Here is a 21,561-nt window from a genome sequence, read left to right as displayed (position 1 = left end):
GACCGCCCTGCGGCGGCCGCCCGACGCCGTCAGCGGGTGAGGTCGGCGACGGTGCCCTTGGCGAGGCGCAGTCGCCGCTGAGCCCGCGCCGCGACCGCCGAGTCGTGCGTCACGACGATCAGCGTCAGCCCGTCCGTGTGGAGCGCCTCGAGGACCTGCAGGATCTCGTCGCGCATCGACTCGTCGAGGTTGCCCGTCGGTTCGTCGGCCAGCAGGACGCGCGGTCGCTTCACGATGGCGCGCGCGATCGCGACACGCTGCTGCTGACCGCCCGACAGCTCCCCCGGGCGGTGGTCGGCGCGCTCGGCGAGTCCGACCCGTTCCAGCGCATCCGCGACGCGCACGGCACGATCGGGCTTCGGGATCCCCAGCGGCTCGAGCCCCATGTCGACGTTCTCGGCGGCCGTGAGGGTGGGGATGAGATTGAACCCCTGGAACACGAACCCGATCTCCTGGGCGCGGATCGCGCCGAGCGCCGCGCTCGAGGCGGTGGCCAGGTCGGTGTCGCCGAGCAGGACGCTCCCCGACGTCGGCTTGTCGAGCGCTCCCAGAAGTTGCAGAAGCGTCGACTTGCCGCCTCCGGTCGGCCCCTGGATGGTGACGAACTCCCCGGCCGCGATCGCGAGATCGACTCCGGCGAGCGCACGCACCTTCTGGCCGTTGCGGGTGTACTCCTTCGTCACGCCGGTCAGCCGGTACGACGCCGCCGTGGCGGTCGGGGTGGTCGTGGGGGCGAGGGTGTCGGTCATGGTCTCTCCCTGGGGGTCGGTGCGTGCGGTGTCGGCAGTGGGGTCGAGGCTCATGCGACGGCCCTCAGCGCCTCTGCGGGACGCAGCCGCGAGGCGCGCCAGCCGCCGAAGACACCGGCGACGAGACCGCCGGCCAGGGCGAGTCCGAACGCGAGCAGGATGATGGTCGGCGCGAGCGGTGCCGAGAGCGTCAGATCGGATGCCGCGACGGTGGCCGCATCGGCCATTCCGCCGGGACCTCCGCCCATGCCGCCGGGGCCTCCCATCCCGCCCGGCGCCGCGGCGGAGTCGGTGGCGACCGAGACGGTCGGCGAGATGACGTTGATCGCGAGGACGCCCAGCAGACCGATCCCCACCCCGATCACACCGCCGATGGCCGCCTGCACGACGGACTCGCCGGCCACCTGGCCGACCACCCGACGGTCGGACCATCCGATCGCCTTGAGGGTGCCGATCTCCCGGGTGCGTCGCGAGACGCCCGAGATGGTGAAGAGCACGGCGAGCGCGACCGCGACGACGAGCAGGATCACCGACACCCAGGTGCCCAGCCCCGAGATGAGCGCGCTGGCGCTCGACAGCGAGGACGACACCGACGAGGCCAGGTCGGACTGGGAGCTGACGGTCGCGTCCGGCAGCTCGGATTCGAGCGACGACTGCACCGATCCGATCGCATCGGCGGAGCTCGCCTGGACGTAGATCGTCGAGACGACGTCGCCGGCTCCCGAGATCTCCTGAGCGGTGTCGAGCGGCAGATAGACGTTCGCCGCCGTGTCGGCGTCGGCGGAGGTGGATGCGACGATGCCGACGACCTCGACGTCGGTGCCGCCGACGTCGAGCGTGTCGCCGACGGCGATCTCCTCCGAGGCCGCATAGGTGGCGTCCACGACGGCGACCGCGGCCCCGGCATCCGATGCCTCGAGAGCCCGACCGTCGGTCACCTCGACAGCCGAGAGCGGACCGACCCCGGTGGTGTCGGTCGAGACGCCGAGCACCGTGAAGGAGTCGACGTCGAACGAGCCGCCGCCGAAGCCTCCGCCGCCGCCCTCGCCGGGCGCCGGGCGCGCGCCGCCGTCGGTCGTGCCCGTGTCGGCGCCGTCACCCCCGGGCGCCTGTGGCAGCTCACCGTCGAACGTCGTGTTGGTGAGGCTGAGGGCGCCGACGGCGGCCGAGACCCCGTCGACGCCGACGACCGTGTCGACCGTCGCCCCCTCGAGCGTCCCGCGGCGGAAGTCGGTCATGAGGCGCGACTGGCTCAGCGTCGTCGAGCCGTCCTCCCCCGTCTGCGCGCCGTCCTCGTCGAAGTCGAACTGCGGGCCGCCTCCCTGTCCGGGCTCGGCCTGGGCTCCGGTCACGGTCAGATCGGTGCCGACGCCGTAGACCGATGCCAGCGCCGAGGTCTGCGCATCGCGCACCCCCGCCGCCAGCGAGTTCACGATGATGACGAGTGCGATCGCGAGCGCGAGCCCCGCCGCGACGATGGCCGTCTGCTTCTTGCGCCCCGACAGCTCGCGCCGCAGATAGGTCAGGTACATGTCTCTCCTCCTCGGCGCCGGGAGCGCCACCGAGGAGACGGTAGGAGCGGCGCACTAAGCGCACATTCACCGATCTGAGGAAAGTCCTATGTGAGACGCGGGTCGAGGTCGGCAGCCGAAAGGAGGTGTGATTAACCGCTTGACCATCGCGGGGGGGCGCTGCTACCGTCCTGCGTAACCGATTAACCATCGTGACCTACCCGCGGCCCTCGGGCCGCCGCACCACTCGAAGATGAGGACGCACATGGACCGCCGAGGGTTCTTCCAGCCGCACCACGCCTGGGTCGGCGACGTCATCCCGTGGCAGGAGGACGGCACGTTCCACCTGTTCTACCTTCACGAATCGCGACGGGTCCCCCGAACGGGCATGCCCTGGCACCGGGTCGTCACGGACGACTTCGTCCACTTCGAGGACGAGGGGATCGCCCTCCCCTCGGGTGGTCCCGACGCACCTGACTTCAACGTCTACACGGGCAGCATCGTCCTCGACGACGACGGTGTCCACCACGTGTTCTACACGGGTCAGAACCCCGGTCGCCTCGGTGCCGACGGCCTTCCGCTGCAGCTCGTGATGCACGCGACCAGCCACGACGAGATGCGCACGTGGTCGCGTCACCCCGAAGACACCTTCGGCGCGACACCGGGCTACGAGACCGCCGACTGGCGCGACCCCTTCGTCTTCCGGGACGCAGAGACAGGAGTCTGGCGGATGCTCGTGACCGCGCGCCACGCCGACGGGCCGAGCCGGCGGCGCGGCGTCATCGCACAGTGCGTATCGACCGACCTGCAGCATTGGGAGCCCGCAGCACCGTTCTGGGACCCGCGCCGATACCTCGCCCACGAGTGTCCCGAGGTGTTCGAATGGAACGGTTGGTGGTACCTCGTCTGGTCGGAGTTCAGCGAGACGTTCACGACCCGCTACCGGGTGTCACGGAGCCTGCAGGGCCCCTGGCTGGTCCCCGAGAACGACACCGTCGACGGCCGGGCCTACTACGCCGCCAAATCCGCGGAGCGCGACGGTCGCCGCTTCTTCTTCGGGTGGATCTCGACGCGTGAGGGGGGAGTCGACGACGGCGCGTGGCAGTGGGCCGGCACACTGTCCGTCCTCGAAGCCGAGCAGAACTCCGACGGCAGCCTGCGGTTCCATCCCCCGCGCGAACTCGCCGCGACGTTCACCGAACCGGTGACCGGGATCGCCTCGGCCACGATCCTGTCGGCACCCGAGGGATACGCCGACGTGATCCTGCCGGCCGACGCACCGTCATCCTTCCGCGTCGACGCCCGCTTCGACGTCGCCGCGGACACGACCGAGTTCGGTGTTCTCCTCCGAGCCGGAGAGGACGGCGGTGAATCGTACGTGTTGCGCCTCGAACCTCGTCGCCATCGACTCGTCTTCGACCGCTGGCCGCGCCGCACCACCGGCGGCGAGCAGTGGCAGATCTCCGGCGACGTGCCGCACGCGGTCGAACTGGAGCGGCCCGTCGCTCTGCCTCCCGGTCCGCATCGCCTCACCGTCATCGTGGACGGCGACGTGTGCGTGGCGACGGTCGACGACGCGGTCACCCTCAGCACGCGTCTCTACGACCGCACCACGGGACGCGTCGGAGCCTTCGTCGGCGAGGGGACCGTGGTCGTGTCGTCACTCACGGTGTCGGAGCGACACGACCCGGCGGACGCTTCGACCCCCGCCTCCGACGCGCTTCTGGCCACCCCCTGAACCCTCCCTCGTCGCACCGTCATCTCACCCGCCCACCCGCACCATTACGATCAACGGAGATTACCGACATGCCCCACATCACGCGCGCAGCGAGCTGGATCGCCCTGACCACCGCCGCCACACTCGCCCTGACCAGCTGCGCCGGAGGCGCCGCTGCCGGCGGCGACCCCGCCGACGTCGACCCCGACGGCGAGATCACGCCGCGCGAGATCTCGTGGCTCCTTTCGCGACCCGCCGACGGTGGCGTCATCACGGCGATGGAGAAGATCGCCGAGGAGTACGCCGCGGATCACCCCGGTTTCGCGCTCAACCTCATCACGACGCCGGATCGCCCCTCGTACATCCAGAAGTACGAGACCCTCGCCGCGGCGAACAAACTTCCCGAGCTGTTCGACACCGACGCCACCCCCTTCGCCCAGAAGCTCGCCGAGCAAGGGCGCATGCTCGACGTCGATGCCTTGCTGGAGGACCTCGGAATGGCGGACGATTACCGCGAGGCGGCACTGAACTATCAGCGATTCGACGACGGCTCGCTCTACATGGTTCCGTTCGAGTTCCAGCTGGAGTTCTTCTGGTACAACTCCGATCTGTTCGAGCAGGCCGGTGTAGAGGTTCCGGCCACGCTGGACGACTTCGCACCGATGTGCGAGGCGCTGCGTGCCGAGGGCATCACCCCGATCGCGCTCGACGGCGCCGACGGATGGCCCCTCGAGCGCTACATGGCCTACTACCCGTTCCGCCAGGCCGGCCCCGAGTACGTCCAGAAGTTGAAGACCGGGGAAGCGAAGTTCGGCGATGCGCCCGGACGCGCGGCGGCCGAATGGCTGTACGGCCTGGGTCAATCCGGGTGCTTCCAGGAAGGGTTCTCGGCGACCGGATACGCCGACGCGCAGGCTCAGTTCACGTCGGGCCGCGCCGCCGTCTACAACATCGGCACGTGGGAGCTCGCGAACCTCGCCACGGAGAACCTCGACGCCGGAGTCCGTGACGCGGTCGACTATTTCACCCTGCCGACGACAGCGAGCGCCGTGACCGCCGACAACGAGTACGTCACGCCGTCGGGCATCGGCATGGCCGTCAACGCGCGCACCTACGACCCCCTGGTCCGGGACTTCCTCGCGTTCGCCCTGGAGCGCTACCCGGCGGCCGTCGCGGAGAGCGGCGCCCTGTCGCCCACCGTCGGCGTCGAGACCGCGATCCCCGCGAATGCCACCCCGTTGTACGCACGAGCCATCGAGCAGGCGGGCGACGTGGGTTCCGCCATCGCCATGCCGTGGGACACGCAGCTCGATCCCGCGACCAACACCCGTCTGCAGCAGGAACTGACATTGCTGGTGCAGGGCGACATCACTCCCGACGAGTTCGTCGAGACGATGGATGCCGCTCTCGCCGAGAACGTCGGCTGAAATGACCTCGACCACGACCGATCGGCCCGGGATCGCCCGGGCCGATCGGTCCGGATCCCGCCGCGTCGTGCCGTCCCGTCGTCGGGCCGGCATGCGTTCCTCGATGCTCCCGCGCCGGTCGGGTCTGTCGGTGGCGATCTTCCTCGTCCCACCGCTGCTTCTCTACGGCGCCGCAGTCCTCCTCCCGATCGTGCAGTCCCTCGTTCTGAGCCTCTTCTCGTGGGACGGAATCACCGATCTCGTCTTCGTGGGCGTCGACAACTACGTCAAGATGCTCACCCGCGACGACGTCTTCTGGACGGCCTTCGGCAACGCACTCGGCTACCTGGCGATCTGCCTCGTCCTCCAGCTGGGGGGCGCGCTCGCGGTCGCGGGGCTCCTCACCGCACTGCCCCGCGCCCGCGAACTGGTCAAGACGCTCTACCTCCTCCCGGCCGTCATCTCGACCGTCGCGATCGCGTTCCTGTTCATACGGATCTACTCGCTCGAACCGGTCGGCCTCCTCAATCAGCTGCTGGCGTTCGTGGGGCTCGAGCACCTGCAGACGGCCTGGCTGTCGAACGTGCAGACGGTTCTCGCCGCCGTCTCGATCCCCGAGGGATGGAGGTTCACCGGGCTCTACATGCTGATCATCTACGCCGCCCTCATCGCGGTGCCGAAAGAACTCGAAGAGGCCGCCCGTCTGGACGGTGCCTCCTGGTGGCAGACGTTCTGGCGCATCAGGTTCCCCTACATCCGCCCCGTCTGGATCACGACGACGGTCATGGCCACCACCTTCGCGCTGCGCGGATTCGACATCCCGTACCTGCTCACCAACGGCGGCCCGGGTCAGTCCTCCGAGCTACTCACGACCTACATGTACAAAACCGCCTTCGTCCACACCGACTACGGCTACGCCAGCGCGATCTCGGTGTCCATCGTGATCGAATGCCTCGTCGCCGTCGGTCTGATCTTCGTGCTGCTGCGTCGGAAGGACGCCTGATGTCCACGACGCTGACGCCGCCACCCGCGGTCACCGCTCCCGCCGTCTCCGGCTCTGATAGGCAGCGCCCTCGCCGCTCGGGCCGCCGCGCCCCCCAGCGGACGCTGCTCGCCATCACAGTCGCCCTGATCGTCATCGTGCAGGTCTACCCGCTTGCCTGGCTGTTCCTCACCAGCTTCCGGACCGCAGCGGACTTCGCCGGCGGCGACCCGTTCGCGATCCCGTCGGAGTTCACCCTCGACAACTACGGGCGCGCCTTCGACACGGGCAACCTCTGGCTCAACATCGCGAACAGCCTCATCGTGACCCTCGGGGCGAGCGCCCTCATCGTCGTCGCGGGAATGATGGCCGCGTACGCCCTGCAGGTGCTGGGTTTCCGGTTCAGCAATCTCGTCCGCTCACTGTTCCTGCTCGGCATCATCGTGCCGGTCCAGATCGCTCTCGTGCCGCTGTTCATCGACTACTCGCAGGTGGGCCTGCTCGACACCCACCTCTCGATGATCCTGCCGCTCGCGGCGTTCTCGCTGCCGATGGGGGTGTACCTCTTCTCGTCGTTCTACGAGTACATTCCGCGGGAGCTCTACGAGGCGGCGTCGCTCGACGGCGCGGGTCCGTACCGGATCTTCCTGCAGATCACGGCCCCCCTGTCCGTCAACACGATCATCACCGTCGTGCTCGTGAACAGCATCTTCATCTGGAACGACTTCATCTTCGCGAACACGTTCGTCCTGTCCGACGGATTGAAGACGATCCCGCTCGGACTGCAGAATTACATCGGAGCGATGGGCAACACCGATTGGACGGCCACGTTCGCGGCCGTGTGCGTCACGGTCACACCGCTCCTCCTCGTGTTCCTCGTGCTGAACAAGGCGATGATCGCCGGTCTCGAGAGCGGGGCGACTAAGGGATGAGCCGGGTGACCCACTGATGAGCATCACCATGCGGGATGTGGCGCGTGCCGCGGGCGTCTCGGTCGCGACCGTCTCGCACGTCGTCAACGACAAGCCGGGCGCGCGCATCGGCGAGGACGCGAGGCGTCGTGTCCTCGCCGCCGTCGCCGAGCTCGGATACCGTCCGAATGCGTTGGCCAAGACCCTCTCACAGGGCGGCTCGCGCTTCATCGGGCTGGTGGCCGATGCCATCGCCACGACGCCGTTCGCCGGCCAGATCATCCACGGCGCGCAGGACGAAGCCTGGCGGCACGGGTACGTCCTGCTCGTCGCCAACACCGAGGGCAATGCCGCCGTCGAGAACGACGCGATCGCGATGATGCTGGAGCATCAGGTCCGCGGCATCCTCTACTCGACGTGGTACCACCGCGAGATCGACGTGCCCACGCCCCTGCAGCACACCGACACCGTTCTGGTGAACTGCTTCGCCGCGGACGACGCGTACCCCGCCGTCGTGCCTGACGAGGAACAGGGCGGTCGCACCGCGACGGAGGAGCTCATCGCCGCCGGACATCGGCGCATCGCCTTCGTGAACACCACCTCACCCTCCCCCGCTCAGACGGGGCGTCTGGCCGGGTACCGCAGCGCGTTGGAAGCCGCCGGCATCCGATACGACGACTCGCTCGTCTTCGCCGCCGACTCGGCTCAGGAGGGTGGGTTCGCGGTGACGAAGGCGGTCATCGCATCCGGCGCATCCGGCGTCTTCTGCCACAACGACCGCGTCGCGATGGGTGTCTACGACGGTCTTCGCGAGCGCGGTCTCCGCATTCCGGAGGACATGGCGGTGATGGGGTTCGACAACCAGGACGTCATCGCCGCGCACCTCCGCCCGCCGCTGTCCACGGTGGCTCTGCCCCACTACGAACTGGGAGCAGCGGGCGTGCGGACACTGCTCGGACTCGATCCCGACACCGGCACCGACCGCGTGCTCGTCGCGTGTCCGTCGATTCCTCGGGCATCGCTGTGACGACTCGACCTCGCTTCCACCTGACCCCCGTCCGCAACTGGATGAACGACCCGAACGGGCTCGTGCATCTGAACGGTGTGTGGCACGCGTTCTTCCAGCACAACCCCGAGGGGGTCGACTGGGGCAACATGAGCTGGGGGCACTCCAGCAGCACAGATCTCGCCCGGTGGCGCGAGCATCCGGTGGCTCTCCGCCACTGCGCCCACGAGCAAATCTACTCCGGTTCCGTCGTGGTCGACGACGACGGCACGCTGACGGCGACCTACACCAGCGCTTATGCCCACGGCATCCAGGCGCAGTCGGTCGCCGTCAGCCGCGACGGCGGCGCGAGTTGGCTGCCCGACCCGGCGAATCCGATCCTCGATCGTGGTTCGAGCGACTTCCGCGACCCGAAGGTCATCCGCGTCGCCGACGACGGCGGGTCGGGCCGGTGGGTCATGGTCGCCGTCGAGGCGGTCGAGCGACGCGTGCTGTTCTACGCCTCCGACGACCTGCGCACCTGGCGCGAGACCGGCTCTTTCGGTCCGCTCGGCGACGACGGCGTGGTGTGGGAGTGCCCGGACCTGATCCGCCTCCACGTGGACGACGACCCCGCGCAGGAGCGGTGGGTGCTCCTGCTGAGCACGAATCCCGTCGGCGCCGACGCCGATCCTGCCGGCTCCGCCATGCACTACGTCGTGGGCTCCTTCGAGGCGGGCGTGTTCGTCGCGTCGGACGAGCGCCTGCACCGCCTGGATCACGGCCGTGACTTCTACGCGGGCGTGACCTTCGACAGCACGCCCGACGACGAGGCGATCATGCTGGCCTGGATGTCGAATTGGCGGTACGCGCACGTCGTCCCGGCGACGACCTGGCGAGGTGCGATGTCACTACCTCGTCGCTTGTCGCTCCGCGCGATCGCCGGTGGAGAGAGACTCTTCCAACACCCTGTCTCCCCCTTCCTCAACGAGCTCGAGGCATGCGATGTCCTCGATCCACAGGACGGCGTCGAGCTCAGCTCTCACGTCATCGCTGAGCTGCGCTGGGAGCCTTCGGTCACGGGAGATCTGCGCCTGCGCGTGACCGGGCAGACGGGCGAGTCGGTCGAGATCCTCCACGACCGCGTTGCCGACACGATCAGCGTGGTCCGCGACGGAGACGCGGCACGGGCGTTGCACCCCGACTTCGCGGGGGCCACGACGGCTCCGATCATCTCGTCGGGAACGCAGCTGAGACTGCTGCTGAGCCTCGACGGGCCCCTGCTCGAGGTGTTCGTGAACGACGGGGAATCCACGTTGTCGAACCTCGTCACGCTCGGCGCCGGCCCCGTGACCCTCCTGGCGACGGCCGCGGACTCTCCCACCCTCGAGTCCGTCACGCTGCAGGTCGTGGACGTCGCAGACATGGAAAAACCCCCGACTCGCGGGGGTTTTCCTGGCGGTGACGGTGGGATTTGAACCCACGGTAGGGGGTTACCCTACACAACTTTTCGAGAGTTGCACCTTCGGCCGCTCGGACACGTCACCGTCGTCCAGCTTACGACACGAGAGCGGATGCCGCGAACTCGCGCCCTGTCCGCCTGCCGAGGCGTCGCAGATGGTCGCTTTCCATCCGGAACGGTGACCATCTGCGACGTCTCGACGCGCCGGCGGGCGGGTAGCGTCGCGGTGTGATCACCACGGGAGTCGACCTCGCGGCGCAGCCGGCCCGCACGGCGGTCGCCGTCGTCGACTGGCGCGCCGCGGGCGCCGAGCTCACGACGCTCCGACTGGGCAACACGGATGACGAGGTCGTGCGGCTGGCCCACGGCTCCGCGCGCGTCGGGATCGACTGCGCGTTCGGCTGGCCGGACGAGTTCGTCGCCTACGTCGCCGCGCACACGCGGGGCGAGCCGCCGCATCCGGACCTGCGCGGCATCACCGGACGCCGACGCCTCGCCTACCGCGAGACCGACCGCGCGATCCAGTCGCGCACGGGCCGCCTGCCCCTCAGCGTCTCGACGGATCGGCTGGGACTCACGGCGATGCGCTGCGCCGACCTGCTCGCCGCCTTCGCCGACGCCGGCGACACCGTCGACCGTTCCGGTGCGACCGGTCGCCTCGTCGAGGTGTACCCCGCCGCCGCCTTGCGCACCTGGCGCGTCGACGTGGCGGGTTACAAGACGGATGCCGCGGCCCGCGTCCGCGCGACGGCGAACCTCCTCGCCGCGGCGCCCTGGCTCACGGTCTCCCCCGAGCAGCGCGGGCTGATGGAGGCATCCGACGACCCCTTCGACGCCGTGGTCGCCGCGCTCATCGCCGGGGCGCACGCGCAGGGCGCGACGCATCCCGTCCCGCCCGCCGAGGCGGACCGCGCCCGCCGCGAAGGCTGGATCGCCCTCCCCACCGGCCCCCTGGCCGACCTCGACCCGGCGCGAACGGCGGCGTCGACCGCCGGATGACGACCGTTCGCGTCGGCTCGACCGCACACGAACTGCCCAGGTGTCCGCGACGGGTCTACGGTGAGGCTGTGAGCGCTCCGACGACGTCCCCGCGGTTCGGCCTGATCGTCGCGATCGCCGCGCTCGCGTCCGCCGTCGCCTTCCTCGACGGCACGGTCGTCAACGTCGCCCTCCCGGCCATCGGCGAAGAGCTCGGCGGCGGGCTGTCCACGCAGCAGTGGACGGTGGATGCCTACCTCCTCACCCTGAGCTCCCTCATCCTGTTCGCGGGTTCGGTGAGCGATGCCTTCGGCCGCGTGCTGGTGCTGCGCATCGGACTCATCGGATTCGGCATCGCGTCCATCGGCGTCGGTCTCGCCCCCGACCCGGTCGTCCTCATCATCGCCCGCGCCCTGCAGGGCGCCGCCGGTGCGTTCCTCGTGCCGAGTTCGCTCGCCCTCATCACCTCTCTCCTGAACGGTCCGGCCCAGGCGCGCGCGATCGGTCAGTGGACGGCGTGGACGACCGCGGCGAACCTGGCCGGGCCTCTCATCGGCGGCCTGTTCGTCGACCTGCTGTCGTGGCGCTTCGCGTTCCTCGTGCAGATCATCCCGATCGCGGTCACGTTCGTGCTCCTCTCGCGGCTCGGCCACGTCGACCACCGGCGCGACGACGCGCACCTCGACCTCGTCAGCGCGACGCTGTGCACACTCGGACTCGGCGGCGTGGTCTTCGCCCTCATCGAGCAGCCGAACCTGGGGTGGGGCCATCCGGCGATCTGGATGCCGCTGGTCGCGGGCATCCTCATGTTCACCGCCTTCCTCCTGCGGCAGCGGACCGTGCGGTCCCCGATCCTCCCGCTCGGCATCTTCCGGGTGCGGAACTTCTGGACCGGCAACCTCGCGACCCTCTTCATCTACGCCGCGCTCACCCTGAACGGCTTCGTCGTCGGGGTCTATCTGCAGCAGGGTGCGGGCCTCAGCGCAACCTTGGCGGGGCTCGCGAGCCTGCCCGTCACCGCCGCACTCATCGCCCTCAGCTCGGTGGTCGGCGGGTGGGTGAACCGGTTCGGACCGCGGTTGTTCATGACGGTCGGGCCGGTCGTCATGGCGGTCGGCTCGCTCATGCTGCTCGCTGTCCGCGAGGACTTCGACTACTGGACGCAGGTCCTGCCGGGGCTGATCGCCTTCGGTCTCGGCCTCGGCGTCACGGTGTCGCCGCTGACCTCGACCATCCTCGGCGCCATCGGCGGCGAGCGCTCGGGCATCGCGTCGGCGACGAACAACGCGGTCTCCCGCATCGCGGGCCTCGTGGTCATCGCCATCCTGGCCGTCATCATCGGCGGCTCGCTCGACCTCGACGGGTTCCACCGGGCGGCGTGGGTCACCGCGATCCTAATGGCCGCCGGCGGCGCGGTCTCGTTCCTCGGCATCCGCCGGCAGGTGACGGCCGACCCGCCACCCGCCTGATTTCCACGGCCCGATCAGAGCCGCCCCCGAGCCACGGCTGCCACACTGGCCGTATGAGCGTCATCGAGAACTCGAAACTCACCGTGGTGGGCGCGGGGGCCGTCGGGTCGAGCGTCGCCTACGCCGCCCTGATCCGCGGATCGGCCCGGCACGTCGCCCTCTACGACATCGCCGCAGAGAAGGTCGAGGCCGAAGTCCTCGACCTGGCGCACGGCGCCCAGTTCACCGGTTCGAGCGACATCTCAGGCGGAGCGGACGTCTCTGTCGCGGCCGGCTCGCACGTCGTCGTAATCACCGCCGGTGCGAAGCAGAACCCGGGCCAGACCCGCACCGAGCTCGCCGGTGTGAACGCCGGCATCCTGCGACGGATGCTGCCGCAGCTGCTCGAGGTCGCGCCGAACGCCGTCTACGTCATCGTCACCAACCCGTGCGACGTGCTCACCGTCATCGGCCAGGAGGTCACGGGCCTTCCGCCGGAGCGGATCTTCGCCTCGGGGACCGTGCTCGACACGTCGCGGCTGCGGTGGAAGCTCGCGCAGCGCGCGGGGGTCTCGACCTCGAGCGTCCACGCGTACATCGTCGGCGAGCACGGTGACACCGAGTTCCCGCACTGGTCGCGGGCGACGATCGGCACCGTCCCCATCCTCGACTGGCAGCCGCCCGACGGACAGCCGCGCTTCACCGCCGACGAGCTCGACACCATCGCCGTCGACGTGCGCGACGCGGCCTACAAGGTCATCCAGGGCAAGGGAGCCACGAACTACGCGATCGGGCTGTCAAGCGCACGGATCGTCGAAGCCATCCTGGGCGACCAGCACGTCGTCATGCCGGTCTCGACAGTGTTGCACGACTTCCAGGGCGTCGACGGCGTCGCGCTGTCGGTGCCGTCGGTCGTCAGCAGCGCGGGTGCCCGCCCCATTCTCGAGACCTCGTTCTCGTCCGATGAGTCGGCTCTCCTGCACCGCTCCGCCGACGCGCTCCGAACCGTGGCGGCCTCGCTGCGCTGAGCGGATCACGCCTGTCGCGCGCGAAGGAACGAGATCTGCTCGGGGAAGGTCCAGTCGAAGAGCACCGCCGCGATGCGCACCGCGGTGGTGACGGCGATGCAGACGAAGCCGGCGATGAGGATCGGCACCGCGACCGCGTCGAGGACCACGAGCACCGTGACCCCCGCACCGGCGGCGACCGCGTACAGCGTGCTGACCTGCAGGAATGAGAACGGCATGTTCAGGGCGACGTCCCGCAGGATGCCGCCGCCGATGGCGCCGATCACGCCAACCACCACCGCGCCCACCGGCCCGACACCGAGGAACAGCGCCTTCGAGGCGCCGATGGCGCCGAACATCCCCATGACGATCGCGTCGAGGATGACGAGGGGCCACACCACGCGCGACAGGAGCGGCTGCACGGCCATGCCGACGAGGGCCCCGGCCGCGGCGACGAGCAGATACCAGTTCGCCCAGATCACGACGGGCGGCTGATTCAGCACGACGTCCCGCAGCAGACTGCCGCCGAGGGCGACGAGCAGCCCGATCACGAGCACTCCGAGCAGGTCGATGCGCTGGTGCCGGTGTTCGGCCGCGAGGAGCGCGCCCTGCACGCCGCCCAGCCCTGCGGCCAGCAACTCGGCCCAGAGCGGGACGGCGAACGGGCTCATCGCGATACTCCTCGTCGTCTGCTGCGGCTCAGCGGCCGGCGCTCGTCGCGGCGTCCTCGATCACCTGTGCGACCGTCTCGGCCTGCGAGATGAACAGCGCGTGGCTGCCGGGAACGTTCGTGATCTTCGCGCCGACGCGTGAAGCCATGTGCTGGAGCATCGCCTGGTCGAACGCCTTGTCCTCCGTCGCGATGACGGCCCAGCTCGGCGTGTCGCGCCAGGCGGCGGCGGTCACGGCCTCGCCGAAGACCGACATGTTGACCGGCACCTGGCTGTCGGCCAGGAAGGCGGCATCCGCCTCGTCGATGTCCGCCGCGAAGCCGGCGCGGAAGTGGTCGCGGGCGAGGAATCCGTAGCCGTCCTCGCGGACGTCGATGACGAACTCGGGGGTCGCGGCGAATCCCTCGTACTGCTGCGCCGACGTCTCGCCGGCGTCGGGGATGAGCGCCGAGACGTAGACGAGGCCGGCGACCTTGTCATGCGTCCCCGCCTGGGTGATGACGGTGCCGCCCCACGAGTGTCCGACGAGGATGGCGGGGCCGTCCTGCTGGTCGAGCACGCGGGTGGTCGCGGCGACGTCCGCCTCGAGCGAGGTGAGGGGGTTCTGCACGATCGACACGCCGTAGCCGCGCGCGGTGAGGAGGTCGTAGACGCGGCGCCACCCGGCCCCGTCGGCGAAGGCGCCGTGGACGAGGACGACGTTGGTGATGCGGTCTGCAGTGGACATGGCCTTCTTCTTTCTCTGGGGCTCCGGTGAGCCGGGGTGATGAGGGGTATAACGCGCGTGATACGCAATATATTGCATATCACATCAAAAGCTCCACCCTCTTCTGGCGACCAGGTGATGTCGGATGCCGCGGCTACCCTGAACGCATGGCTTCACGACGTCCCGCCCCGACCGCGGCCTTCCGCTGCACCGAGTGCGGATGGACGACGGCGAAGTGGGTCGGTCGGTGCGGCGAGTGCCAGCAGTGGGGCACCGTCGTCGAAGCATCCGCGCAGACCGGGATCACGGCATCCGTCACCCCGGTCACCCCGACGCGCAGCGCTCGCCCGATCACGCAGATCGACCCGCGCGAGACCCCGCGTCGCACGAGCGGCGTCGGCGAGTTCGACCGGGTGCTCGGCGGAGGCATCGTGCCGGGAGCGGCGATCCTGCTCTCGGGCGAGCCGGGTGTCGGCAAGTCGACGCTTCTGCTCGAGGTCGCGGCGCAGAGCGCGCGAGCCGGCCGGCGCGTCCTGTACGTGAGCGCCGAGGAGTCGCTGAGCCAGGTCCGCCTCCATGCGGAGCGCACGGGCGCCCTCCACGACGAGCTCTACCTGGCCAGCGAGACCGACCTCGCCACTACCCTCGGCCACGTCGACGACGTGCGGCCCGACCTGCTCATCGTCGACTCCGTGCAGACCGTCTCCTCGAGCCTCATCGACGGGGCCGCCGGCCAGCCGAGCCAGGTGCGGGAGGTGGCGTCCACCCTCATCCGCGTCGCGAAGGAGCGCGACCTGCCCGTGGTCCTCGTCGGGCACGTGACGAAGGACGGGCAGGTCGCCGGTCCGCGCATCCTCGAGCACCTCGTCGACGTCGTCTGCCACTTCGAAGGCGACCGGCAGACGTCACTGCGGTTCGTGCGGGCACTCAAGAACCGGTTCGGCGCCACCGACGAGGTCGGATGCTTCGACATGGCCGGCGACGGCATCACCGAGGTCCCCGACCCCAGCGCCCTCTTCCTCAGCAACCGGCCCAGCGAGCCCGGCACGTGCGTGACCGTCGCTCTCGAGGGGCGCCGCGCCCTGCCGGTCGAGGTGCAGGCGCTGACGCTCCACACCTCGGCGCCCAACCCTCGCCGGATCGTCAGCGGTGTCGACGGCGCCCGGGTCGCGATGGTGCTCGCCGTCCTCGAGAAGCGGGCGGGCATCAAACTCTCCGACCAGGACGTCTACGTCTCGACGGTGGGCGGCGTGCGGCTGACCGAGCCGGCCGCCGACCTCGCCATCGCGCTCGCCATCGCGAGCGCCGCCACCGAACGCCCGAACCCCGCGAAGCTCGCAGCGATCGGCGAGCTCAGCCTGTCGGGCGAGATCCGGCGCGTGACCCAGCACGACCAGCGGCGCTCCGAAGCCGCTCGCCTGGGGTACCGCGCCGTCATCGACGCCGGAGCCGGCACGCTGCGCGACGCCCTCGCCCAGCGTGCGCGACACCACGCGCCGCGACCGGACGACCGCCCCGACTTCTGAGGCCGGTCAGGCTTCGAGGGCTGCGATCACGTCGGCCGGGGCGGCCTGCATCGGGTGCGGTCCCGCGATGTCGAAGAACACGGTCGTGATCTCCTCACCGTGGGTGCCGAGGAAGGCCCGGAGCCACGCCGGTGACTGCAGGCCGACACCGGGGGGAAGGGTGGCCGGCTTGTTCGCTGCATCGCTGAAGAGCAGCAGCGCGACGTCGCCCGTCGCCGGATCGCGGTAGGTCCACACCTCACCGGCATCGCGAGGGTCGTCGCGTGCGCCGGGACGCAGCAGCGGAACGACCGTCGGCCCGTGCCGCAGCGCGAAGGCGACGGCCGCCATGTCCTGCGTCTGGAGCGCGTCGGCGAGCTGCGTGTTGCGGAACTCGAGCGGCTTCTTGTCGCGCTTCTTCCCAGCCATCCCCCCAGCCTACGGCGGCTCTGACCCTCGCCGTGAGACATAAGGGGGCCCCCTCGAACTCCCCATTGGGGACTGGAGAAGTCGAGAGGGCCCATCACTCACCGGCGGCGGGGGGGATCCGATCGCCACACCTCTGGGGGTCGGTGTGACTCCGTTGCTGGGGACAACGGGGAATGCCGCCGGGAGCTGACCCCCAGGCTACGCGGGCTCGACGAAGCGGCGACAGGGCCCCACCCCGCAAGATGATGAGAATCCTCTCAGAATCTCTCTCGCGCTCAGGGCGTTCCCGGGGTCAGCGGATCGTGAACGAGGCGGGCTCGACGGAGCCGATGCCGCCGATCGAGACCGAGAGGTTGTACCACCCGGGAAGCGCCTTCTGCCGGTCCCCGTCGCACGTGTCGACCGAGGATCGCGTGCGATCCCAGACGAGCGGGGCCGCGCTCGTGACCGTCTGGCCGGCATCCAACTGAACGACCTGGTCGCTCGGTTCGGTCTGGCAGTCGGTCGACCGCCACCAGGTGTCGCTCCCGCTCGTGATCTCGAACGTCTGAGCCGCGGTGCCGACGTTGATCAGGCAGGGCAGCTCGGTGTCGTTGACGAGTCGGATCGACAGCTGGGGCAACTGCCCGGTCCCGTACGAGCTCTTGTCGACGACCGCGGTGACCGTGACATCCCCGGTCGTGCACGCCTCCGGCGCGGGCTCGTCGTCCGCGGATGCCCCGGTGTCGCCGTCCGCCGACGAGGTGACGCGCGGCGTCGGCGTCCCCACCGCCGCCGAACCGCTCGGGGTCGGTGCCGGGCTGCTTGCGGGAGCAGCGGATGCCGGGGCTGGTCCCGTCGGCTGCGGTGCGGCATCCGCCCACGCCCGCCAGGGCTGCCAGGCGACGACCGCGACGATGCCACCGACGATCACCAGGGCCAGCAGCACGACAGCGAGCCGGCGGCGCCGGTACACGGCGGGCGACGGCCTGCGTCGGGGGGTCTGGCTGCTCACGCGTCCAGGGTACGCACGCCCTTCGCACCTGCCCGCCCGGCGCGCCTACAACTGCTTGAGCATGCGGGTGTTGCCCAGCGTGTTGGGCTTCACGTGAGCGAGGTCGAGGAACTCGGCGACGCCCTCGTCAGGGCTCCGGAGCAGCTGCGAGTAGACGTCGGGGTCGACCACCTGCTCACCGATCTCGGCGAACCCGCGCCGCGAGAAGAACGGCACCTCGAACGTGAGGCAGAAGAGGCGGCGCAGTCCCAGCGCGCGGGCGTTCTCCTCCAGCAGGTCGACGACGGCACCGCCGACGCCGCGGTGCAGCCAGTCGTCGGCGACGATGAGGGTGCGGATCTCGCCGAGGTCCTCCCACATGACGTGGAGCGCGCCGCATCCGACGAGGCGGTCGCCGGCCTCGGCGACGACGAACTCCTGCACGGTCTCGTACAGCGTGACCCGCTCCTTGCCGAGCAGGATGCGACGCTGGACCCACGGCTCGAGGAGCTGTTGGATACCGGGGACGTCGGAGGTCCGCGCGGGTCGCACGGTGAAAGAGGCGTCCGATCCCGTCATGCGTCCCACTGTATTCGCCCGGCACCGGCGGGAAGGCGCGTTCCGACCGCCCCGCGTGCCCCTACGCTGGACCCGGAAGGGACCTGCGTGAGTGTGCTCCGTGATTACGCCGCGGCCGTGTCGCAGCCGACGCTGCCGTTCGCCGCGGCGGCGCCGCGGTTCGACGAGGTCGTGGACGCCGACGGCACACTGCGGCCCGCATGGCAGGGGCTCGCGAGTCTCGCACTCGGGCTGACCCGCGAGGAGCTCGACCGGGTCGACGGCGAGATCTCGCGGTTCCTCGCCGACGACGGCGTCTCGTATGCGCGCGCGGGAGCGGAGTTGCAGCCCTGGCAGCTCGACCCGATGCCGTTCGTGATGGATGCCGCGGGCTGGGCGCGCCTGGACGTCGGACTCGCGCAGCGGGCCGAGCTCCTGAATGCGCTCCTCGCCGACCTGTACGGTCCGCAGGTCGTACTGCGTGAGCGCATCGTCCCGGCCGCGGTCGTCCTCGGCCACGCCGGTTTCCTGCGCGCGATGGCCCGCCCCGCGGGCGAGACCCCGCCCGCGGATCTGCTGCTGTCGGCGACCGACCTCGGGCGCGACGCGGCGGGCGAGTGGCACGTGCTCGCCGATCGGGTGCAGGCACCGTCGGGGCTCGGCTATGCGGCCGAGAACCGTCGTGTCATCTCCCAGGTGCTGCCCGATCTGCTCGACCAAGGTGCGCTGCACCGCATGGACCCGTACTTCGCGGCCCTTCGCGCCGCGCTGATCGCCGCGGCGCCCGAGGGCGTGTCCGCGCCGCGCATCGTGGTCCTCTCCCCCGGCCCGCTCTCCGAGACGGCTTTCGATCAGGCGTTCCTCGCCAACGCGCTCGGCTTCCCGCTCGTGCAGGGCAGTGACCTCGTCGTGCGCGACGGCGCGGTCTGGATGAAGCCCGCCCAGTGGCCCTCCCGGACCCCCCGCGAACGCGTGGACGTCATCCTGCGGCGCGTCGACGCGGAGTGGTGCGATCCGCTCGAGCTCCGCTCGGGGTCGAGGCTCGGCGTCGCAGGCCTCGCCGAGGCGGTGCGCCGCGGACGCGTGCGCGTCGTCAACGGGCTGGGTGCCGGCGTCCTCGAGAACCCCGCGCTCCTCCCCTACCTGCCGGCGGTGTGCGAGCGCCTCCTCGGCGAGCAGCTGCGGCTTCCGTCGGTGCCCGCGTGGTGGCTCGGCGACGCGGACGCACACGCCGACGCCGTCGGTCGCTTCACGGCCGGCGACCGCACCCTCGAGCTGTTCCACATCGACGACCCCCGACGGGCACTCGACGCCGCCGACCCCGCGATCCGCTCACGGCTCGAGCGCGAGCCCCACCGCTTCGCGGCCATCGAGAAGCTGCATCTTTCGCAGGTTCCGGTGTGGGATGCCGGGGGCGCGGCATCCGCTCTTCCCGTGACTCTGCGGGGTTTCGCGATCCGCTTCGGCTCGACCTACCGGCCGCTCGTCGGCGGACTGGCCACGATCCGCAGCGCGCCCGAAGCGGCGCCGCGGACGAAGGACGTGTGGGTCCTGAAGTCGGACGAGACCGATCCGGACCAGGGGATCGCGGACGTGGCGTCCCTTCCGACGACGCGGAGCGATCCGACCCTCGCACCGCGCGCGCTCTCGGACCTGTTCTGGACCGGGCGCTATGCGGAGCGCGCCGAAGACCTGCTGCGGCTGGTCATCGCGACGCAGGCGGCGCTCGACCAGCCCGGCGCGCACACCGCGGAGCGGGCCGCCGAGAGCGTGCGCGTCCTGCTCGCGGCACTCGACGCCCTCGCCGGGACGCGCGCGGCCGACCCCGAGGCGGAGTTCCGCTCGCTGCTGCTCGACGCCTCCCGGCCGGGCTCGGCGGCGCACTCCATCGCCCGGCTGCGCGACGCGATGGAGGGGGTACGCGACCAGCTGTCGGGCGACACCTGGCGCGTCTTCTCGAACATCGACCGCGCCGTCCGGGCGCTGCGGGGCGCCCCGCATCCGCACCGCACGGCTGAGTCCGCCGGTCGCATGCTCGCCTCGATGCTGTCGCTCTATGGCGTGACGGCGAACATGATCCGCGACCCCGGGTGGCACATGATGGAGGCCGGTCGCTACCTCGAGCGCGGCCTGCAGCTGACGACGCTGCTCTCGTCGGCGCTGTCGGCCAGTCGCGGTCCGCGCACGGATCGCGAAGTCCTCGAGTCGCTGCTGCTCTCGGCCGAGAGCGTCGTGACGCACCGACGCCGCTACCGCGGAGCGATGCGGGCGGCCGACGTCGCGGAGCTGCTGCTGCTCGACCGCGGCAACCCGCGCTCGCTCGCCTTCTCGCTGCAGACCCTGCGCGAGCACCTGGCCGCCCTCCCGGCGTCGACCGGCTCATCGCGAGCCGAGCGGCTGCTCGACCAGCTCGAGACGGGTCTCGCCGAGGTCGAGGTGCTCGAGATGACGGCCGTCGTCGGCGGCCGCCGCGAGCGTCTCGCGGAGGGACTCGACAGCATCCGCGCGCAGCTCGAGCAGCTCTCCGACGCGATCGCCGACCTGCACTTCGAGGCCGGCCCGCCGCCCGTCTCGATGACCGAGTTGTCGCTCATCGAGCTGATGGGGGCGCGCGCATGACCCGATACCGCGTGTGGCATCGCACCGCCTACACGTACAGCGACGCCGTGCAGGACAGCATCGGCCAGTTCCACCTGCGCCCGCGCGATCTGCCGTGGCAGCGGATCGCCGGGGCGGAGGTCACCGTCGATCCCCTGCCCGGCGACGCCTCGCCGCGCACGGACTGGTTCGGCAACTCGTCGACCTACTTCCACGTCACCGACCCGCATGAGGCGCTGACGATCGAAGCGACGAGCGAGGTGACCGTCGCGGTGCCCGAGTACGACGCCGAGGCGCTCGCGCAGCCATGGGAGCTCGCGCGGCCGCTGCAGCATCCGGACCTTCCCGGCGCGGTCGAGGCGACCGAGTATGCGCTCGAGTCGGCACGGGCCGCACACGACGAAGCCGCCCACGCCTACGGCGCCGTGTCGCTCACCCCGGGTCGGCCGATCGGCGAGGCGGTGACCGATCTCATGCAGCGGATCTTCCGCGACTTCGACTACGACAAGACGGCGACGACCGTGACGAGCACGGTCGCCGATGCGATGACCAAGCGGGCGGGCGTCTGCCAGGACTTCGCGCACGTCGCCCTCGCCTGCCTGCGCACGCACGGGGTGGCCGCGCGCTACGTGTCGGGATACCTCGCGACGCAACCGCCGCCCGGCAAGGAGCGCGTCTTCGGTGCGGACGCCTCGCACGCCTGGCTCGCCGTGTGGCTGCCCGGGACGGACCAGTGGCTCGCGATCGACCCGACGAACAACCAATGGGCGAACGACCGCTACGTCACGGTCGCCTGGGGCCGCGACTACGGTGACGTCTCCCCGGTGACCGGCATCATCTTCACCGAGGCGAAGACCTCCACCCTGCGCGTGCAGGTCGACGTCGCCCCGCTCGACTGACCCGCCGCCGCGGTGTGCTCGGAGGCAACGGATCCGACCCGACACCCCGGCGTGAGACCAGCGGAT

The 21,561-nt window shown here is 70.4% G+C and carries 19 protein-coding genes and 1 tRNA gene; 12 read left to right on the top strand and 8 right to left on the bottom strand.

Going from position 1 to position 21,561, the window contains the following annotated elements; translation table 11 throughout:
* Positions 1–29 precede the first annotated feature (29 nt).
* On the bottom strand, positions 30–749 hold the full coding sequence (locus tag ACIGEP_RS12290; protein ID WP_396661990.1) for an ABC transporter ATP-binding protein: 720 nt from the start codon (positions 747–749) through the stop codon (positions 30–32).
* Between the two features lie 50 nt (positions 750–799).
* Complete coding sequence (locus tag ACIGEP_RS12285) at positions 800–2,281, bottom strand: ABC transporter permease (protein WP_396661899.1); 1,482 nt, start codon at positions 2,279–2,281, stop codon at positions 800–802.
* Positions 2,282–2,525: 244 nt separating this feature from the next.
* On the opposite strand from ACIGEP_RS12285, the gene ACIGEP_RS12280 reads away from it, so the two are divergent.
* The 6 genes from ACIGEP_RS12280 (at position 2,526) to ACIGEP_RS12255 (ending at position 9,739) form a co-directional block, all read left to right on the top strand.
* Positions 2,526–3,998 (top strand): GH32 C-terminal domain-containing protein, encoded by a 1,473-nt coding sequence (locus ACIGEP_RS12280; RefSeq protein ID WP_396661898.1) that lies wholly within the window; start codon positions 2,526–2,528, stop codon positions 3,996–3,998.
* 68 nt (positions 3,999–4,066) lie between these two features.
* Positions 4,067–5,404, top strand: a complete 1,338-nt coding sequence (locus ACIGEP_RS12275; protein ID WP_396661897.1) for an ABC transporter substrate-binding protein — start codon at positions 4,067–4,069, stop codon at positions 5,402–5,404.
* A 103-nt stretch (positions 5,405–5,507) separates the two neighbouring features.
* Positions 5,508–6,386 carry a carbohydrate ABC transporter permease gene (locus ACIGEP_RS12270; protein WP_396661989.1) on the top strand — a complete coding sequence of 293 codons (879 nt, stop codon included), beginning with the start codon at positions 5,508–5,510 and terminating at the stop codon, positions 6,384–6,386.
* Positions 6,386–7,297 carry a carbohydrate ABC transporter permease gene (locus ACIGEP_RS12265; protein ID WP_396661896.1) on the top strand — a complete coding sequence of 304 codons (912 nt, stop codon included), beginning with the start codon at positions 6,386–6,388 and terminating at the stop codon, positions 7,295–7,297. The genes ACIGEP_RS12270 and ACIGEP_RS12265 overlap by 1 nt, the downstream gene beginning before the upstream one ends.
* A gap of 16 nt (positions 7,298–7,313) precedes the next feature.
* Positions 7,314–8,303 carry a LacI family DNA-binding transcriptional regulator gene (locus ACIGEP_RS12260; RefSeq protein WP_396661895.1) on the top strand — a complete coding sequence of 330 codons (990 nt, stop codon included), beginning with the start codon at positions 7,314–7,316 and terminating at the stop codon, positions 8,301–8,303.
* A complete protein-coding gene (locus tag ACIGEP_RS12255) occupies positions 8,300–9,739 on the top strand; it encodes a glycoside hydrolase family 32 protein (protein ID WP_396661894.1) in 1,440 nt (479 codons plus the stop codon). Before ACIGEP_RS12260 ends, ACIGEP_RS12255 begins: the two co-directional genes overlap by 4 nt.
* Here ACIGEP_RS12255 and ACIGEP_RS12250 read toward each other — a convergent pair.
* Positions 9,718–9,808: transfer RNA gene (locus ACIGEP_RS12250), tRNA-Ser, on the bottom strand. The two genes, ACIGEP_RS12255 and ACIGEP_RS12250, sit on opposite strands and share 22 nt — an antisense overlap.
* A gap of 143 nt (positions 9,809–9,951) precedes the next feature.
* On the opposite strand from ACIGEP_RS12250, the gene ACIGEP_RS12245 reads away from it, so the two are divergent.
* The 3 genes from ACIGEP_RS12245 (at position 9,952) to ACIGEP_RS12235 (ending at position 13,177) form a co-directional block, all read left to right on the top strand.
* Complete coding sequence (locus tag ACIGEP_RS12245) at positions 9,952–10,722, top strand: DUF429 domain-containing protein (protein ID WP_396661893.1); 771 nt, start codon at positions 9,952–9,954, stop codon at positions 10,720–10,722.
* 68 nt (positions 10,723–10,790) lie between these two features.
* The gene (locus ACIGEP_RS12240; RefSeq protein ID WP_396661892.1) at positions 10,791–12,170 is read left to right on the top strand and encodes an MFS transporter; all 1,380 of its coding nucleotides are present in this window, start codon (positions 10,791–10,793) and stop codon (positions 12,168–12,170) included.
* Between the two features lie 53 nt (positions 12,171–12,223).
* A complete protein-coding gene (locus tag ACIGEP_RS12235) occupies positions 12,224–13,177 on the top strand; it encodes an L-lactate dehydrogenase (protein WP_396661891.1) in 954 nt (317 codons plus the stop codon).
* A gap of 5 nt (positions 13,178–13,182) precedes the next feature.
* Here ACIGEP_RS12235 and ACIGEP_RS12230 read toward each other — a convergent pair whose 3' ends face one another.
* On the bottom strand, positions 13,183–13,827 hold the full coding sequence (locus tag ACIGEP_RS12230; protein ID WP_396661890.1) for a trimeric intracellular cation channel family protein: 645 nt from the start codon (positions 13,825–13,827) through the stop codon (positions 13,183–13,185).
* Positions 13,828–13,855: 28 nt separating this feature from the next.
* The gene (locus tag ACIGEP_RS12225; RefSeq protein ID WP_396661889.1) at positions 13,856–14,554 is read right to left on the bottom strand and encodes an alpha/beta fold hydrolase; all 699 of its coding nucleotides are present in this window, start codon (positions 14,552–14,554) and stop codon (positions 13,856–13,858) included.
* A gap of 146 nt (positions 14,555–14,700) precedes the next feature.
* On the opposite strand from ACIGEP_RS12225, the gene radA reads away from it, so the two are divergent.
* Positions 14,701–16,059, top strand: coding sequence for a DNA repair protein RadA (gene radA / locus ACIGEP_RS12220; RefSeq protein ID WP_396661888.1), 1,359 nt, complete (start codon positions 14,701–14,703; stop codon positions 16,057–16,059).
* Between the two features lie 6 nt (positions 16,060–16,065).
* Here radA and ACIGEP_RS12215 read toward each other — a convergent pair whose 3' ends face one another.
* The 3 genes from ACIGEP_RS12215 to ACIGEP_RS12205 form a co-directional block, all read right to left on the bottom strand.
* Positions 16,066–16,467 carry a dehydrogenase gene (locus ACIGEP_RS12215; protein ID WP_396661887.1) on the bottom strand — a complete coding sequence of 134 codons (402 nt, stop codon included), beginning with the start codon at positions 16,465–16,467 and terminating at the stop codon, positions 16,066–16,068.
* A 292-nt stretch (positions 16,468–16,759) separates the two neighbouring features.
* Complete coding sequence (locus tag ACIGEP_RS12210; protein WP_396661886.1) at positions 16,760–17,461, bottom strand: hypothetical protein; 702 nt, start codon at positions 17,459–17,461, stop codon at positions 16,760–16,762.
* A 45-nt stretch (positions 17,462–17,506) separates the two neighbouring features.
* Positions 17,507–18,019, bottom strand: coding sequence for an amino-acid N-acetyltransferase (locus tag ACIGEP_RS12205; protein ID WP_396661885.1), 513 nt, complete (start codon positions 18,017–18,019; stop codon positions 17,507–17,509).
* A gap of 87 nt (positions 18,020–18,106) precedes the next feature.
* On the opposite strand from ACIGEP_RS12205, the gene ACIGEP_RS12200 reads away from it, so the two are divergent.
* A complete protein-coding gene (locus tag ACIGEP_RS12200; protein WP_396661884.1) occupies positions 18,107–20,617 on the top strand; it encodes a circularly permuted type 2 ATP-grasp protein in 2,511 nt (836 codons plus the stop codon).
* Positions 20,614–21,495 (top strand): transglutaminase N-terminal domain-containing protein, encoded by an 882-nt coding sequence (locus tag ACIGEP_RS12195; RefSeq protein ID WP_396661883.1) that lies wholly within the window; start codon positions 20,614–20,616, stop codon positions 21,493–21,495. The genes ACIGEP_RS12200 and ACIGEP_RS12195 overlap by 4 nt, the downstream gene beginning before the upstream one ends.
* The last annotated feature ends 66 nt before the right edge of the window (positions 21,496–21,561 follow it).

The sequence above is a fragment of the Microbacterium sp. NPDC077663 genome, from assembly GCF_044542795.1.
Taxonomy (GTDB): Bacteria; Actinomycetota; Actinomycetes; order Actinomycetales; family Microbacteriaceae; genus Microbacterium.
Note: the sequence above shows the minus strand (reverse complement) of the source record. Positions and strands in the feature narration are given on the sequence as shown.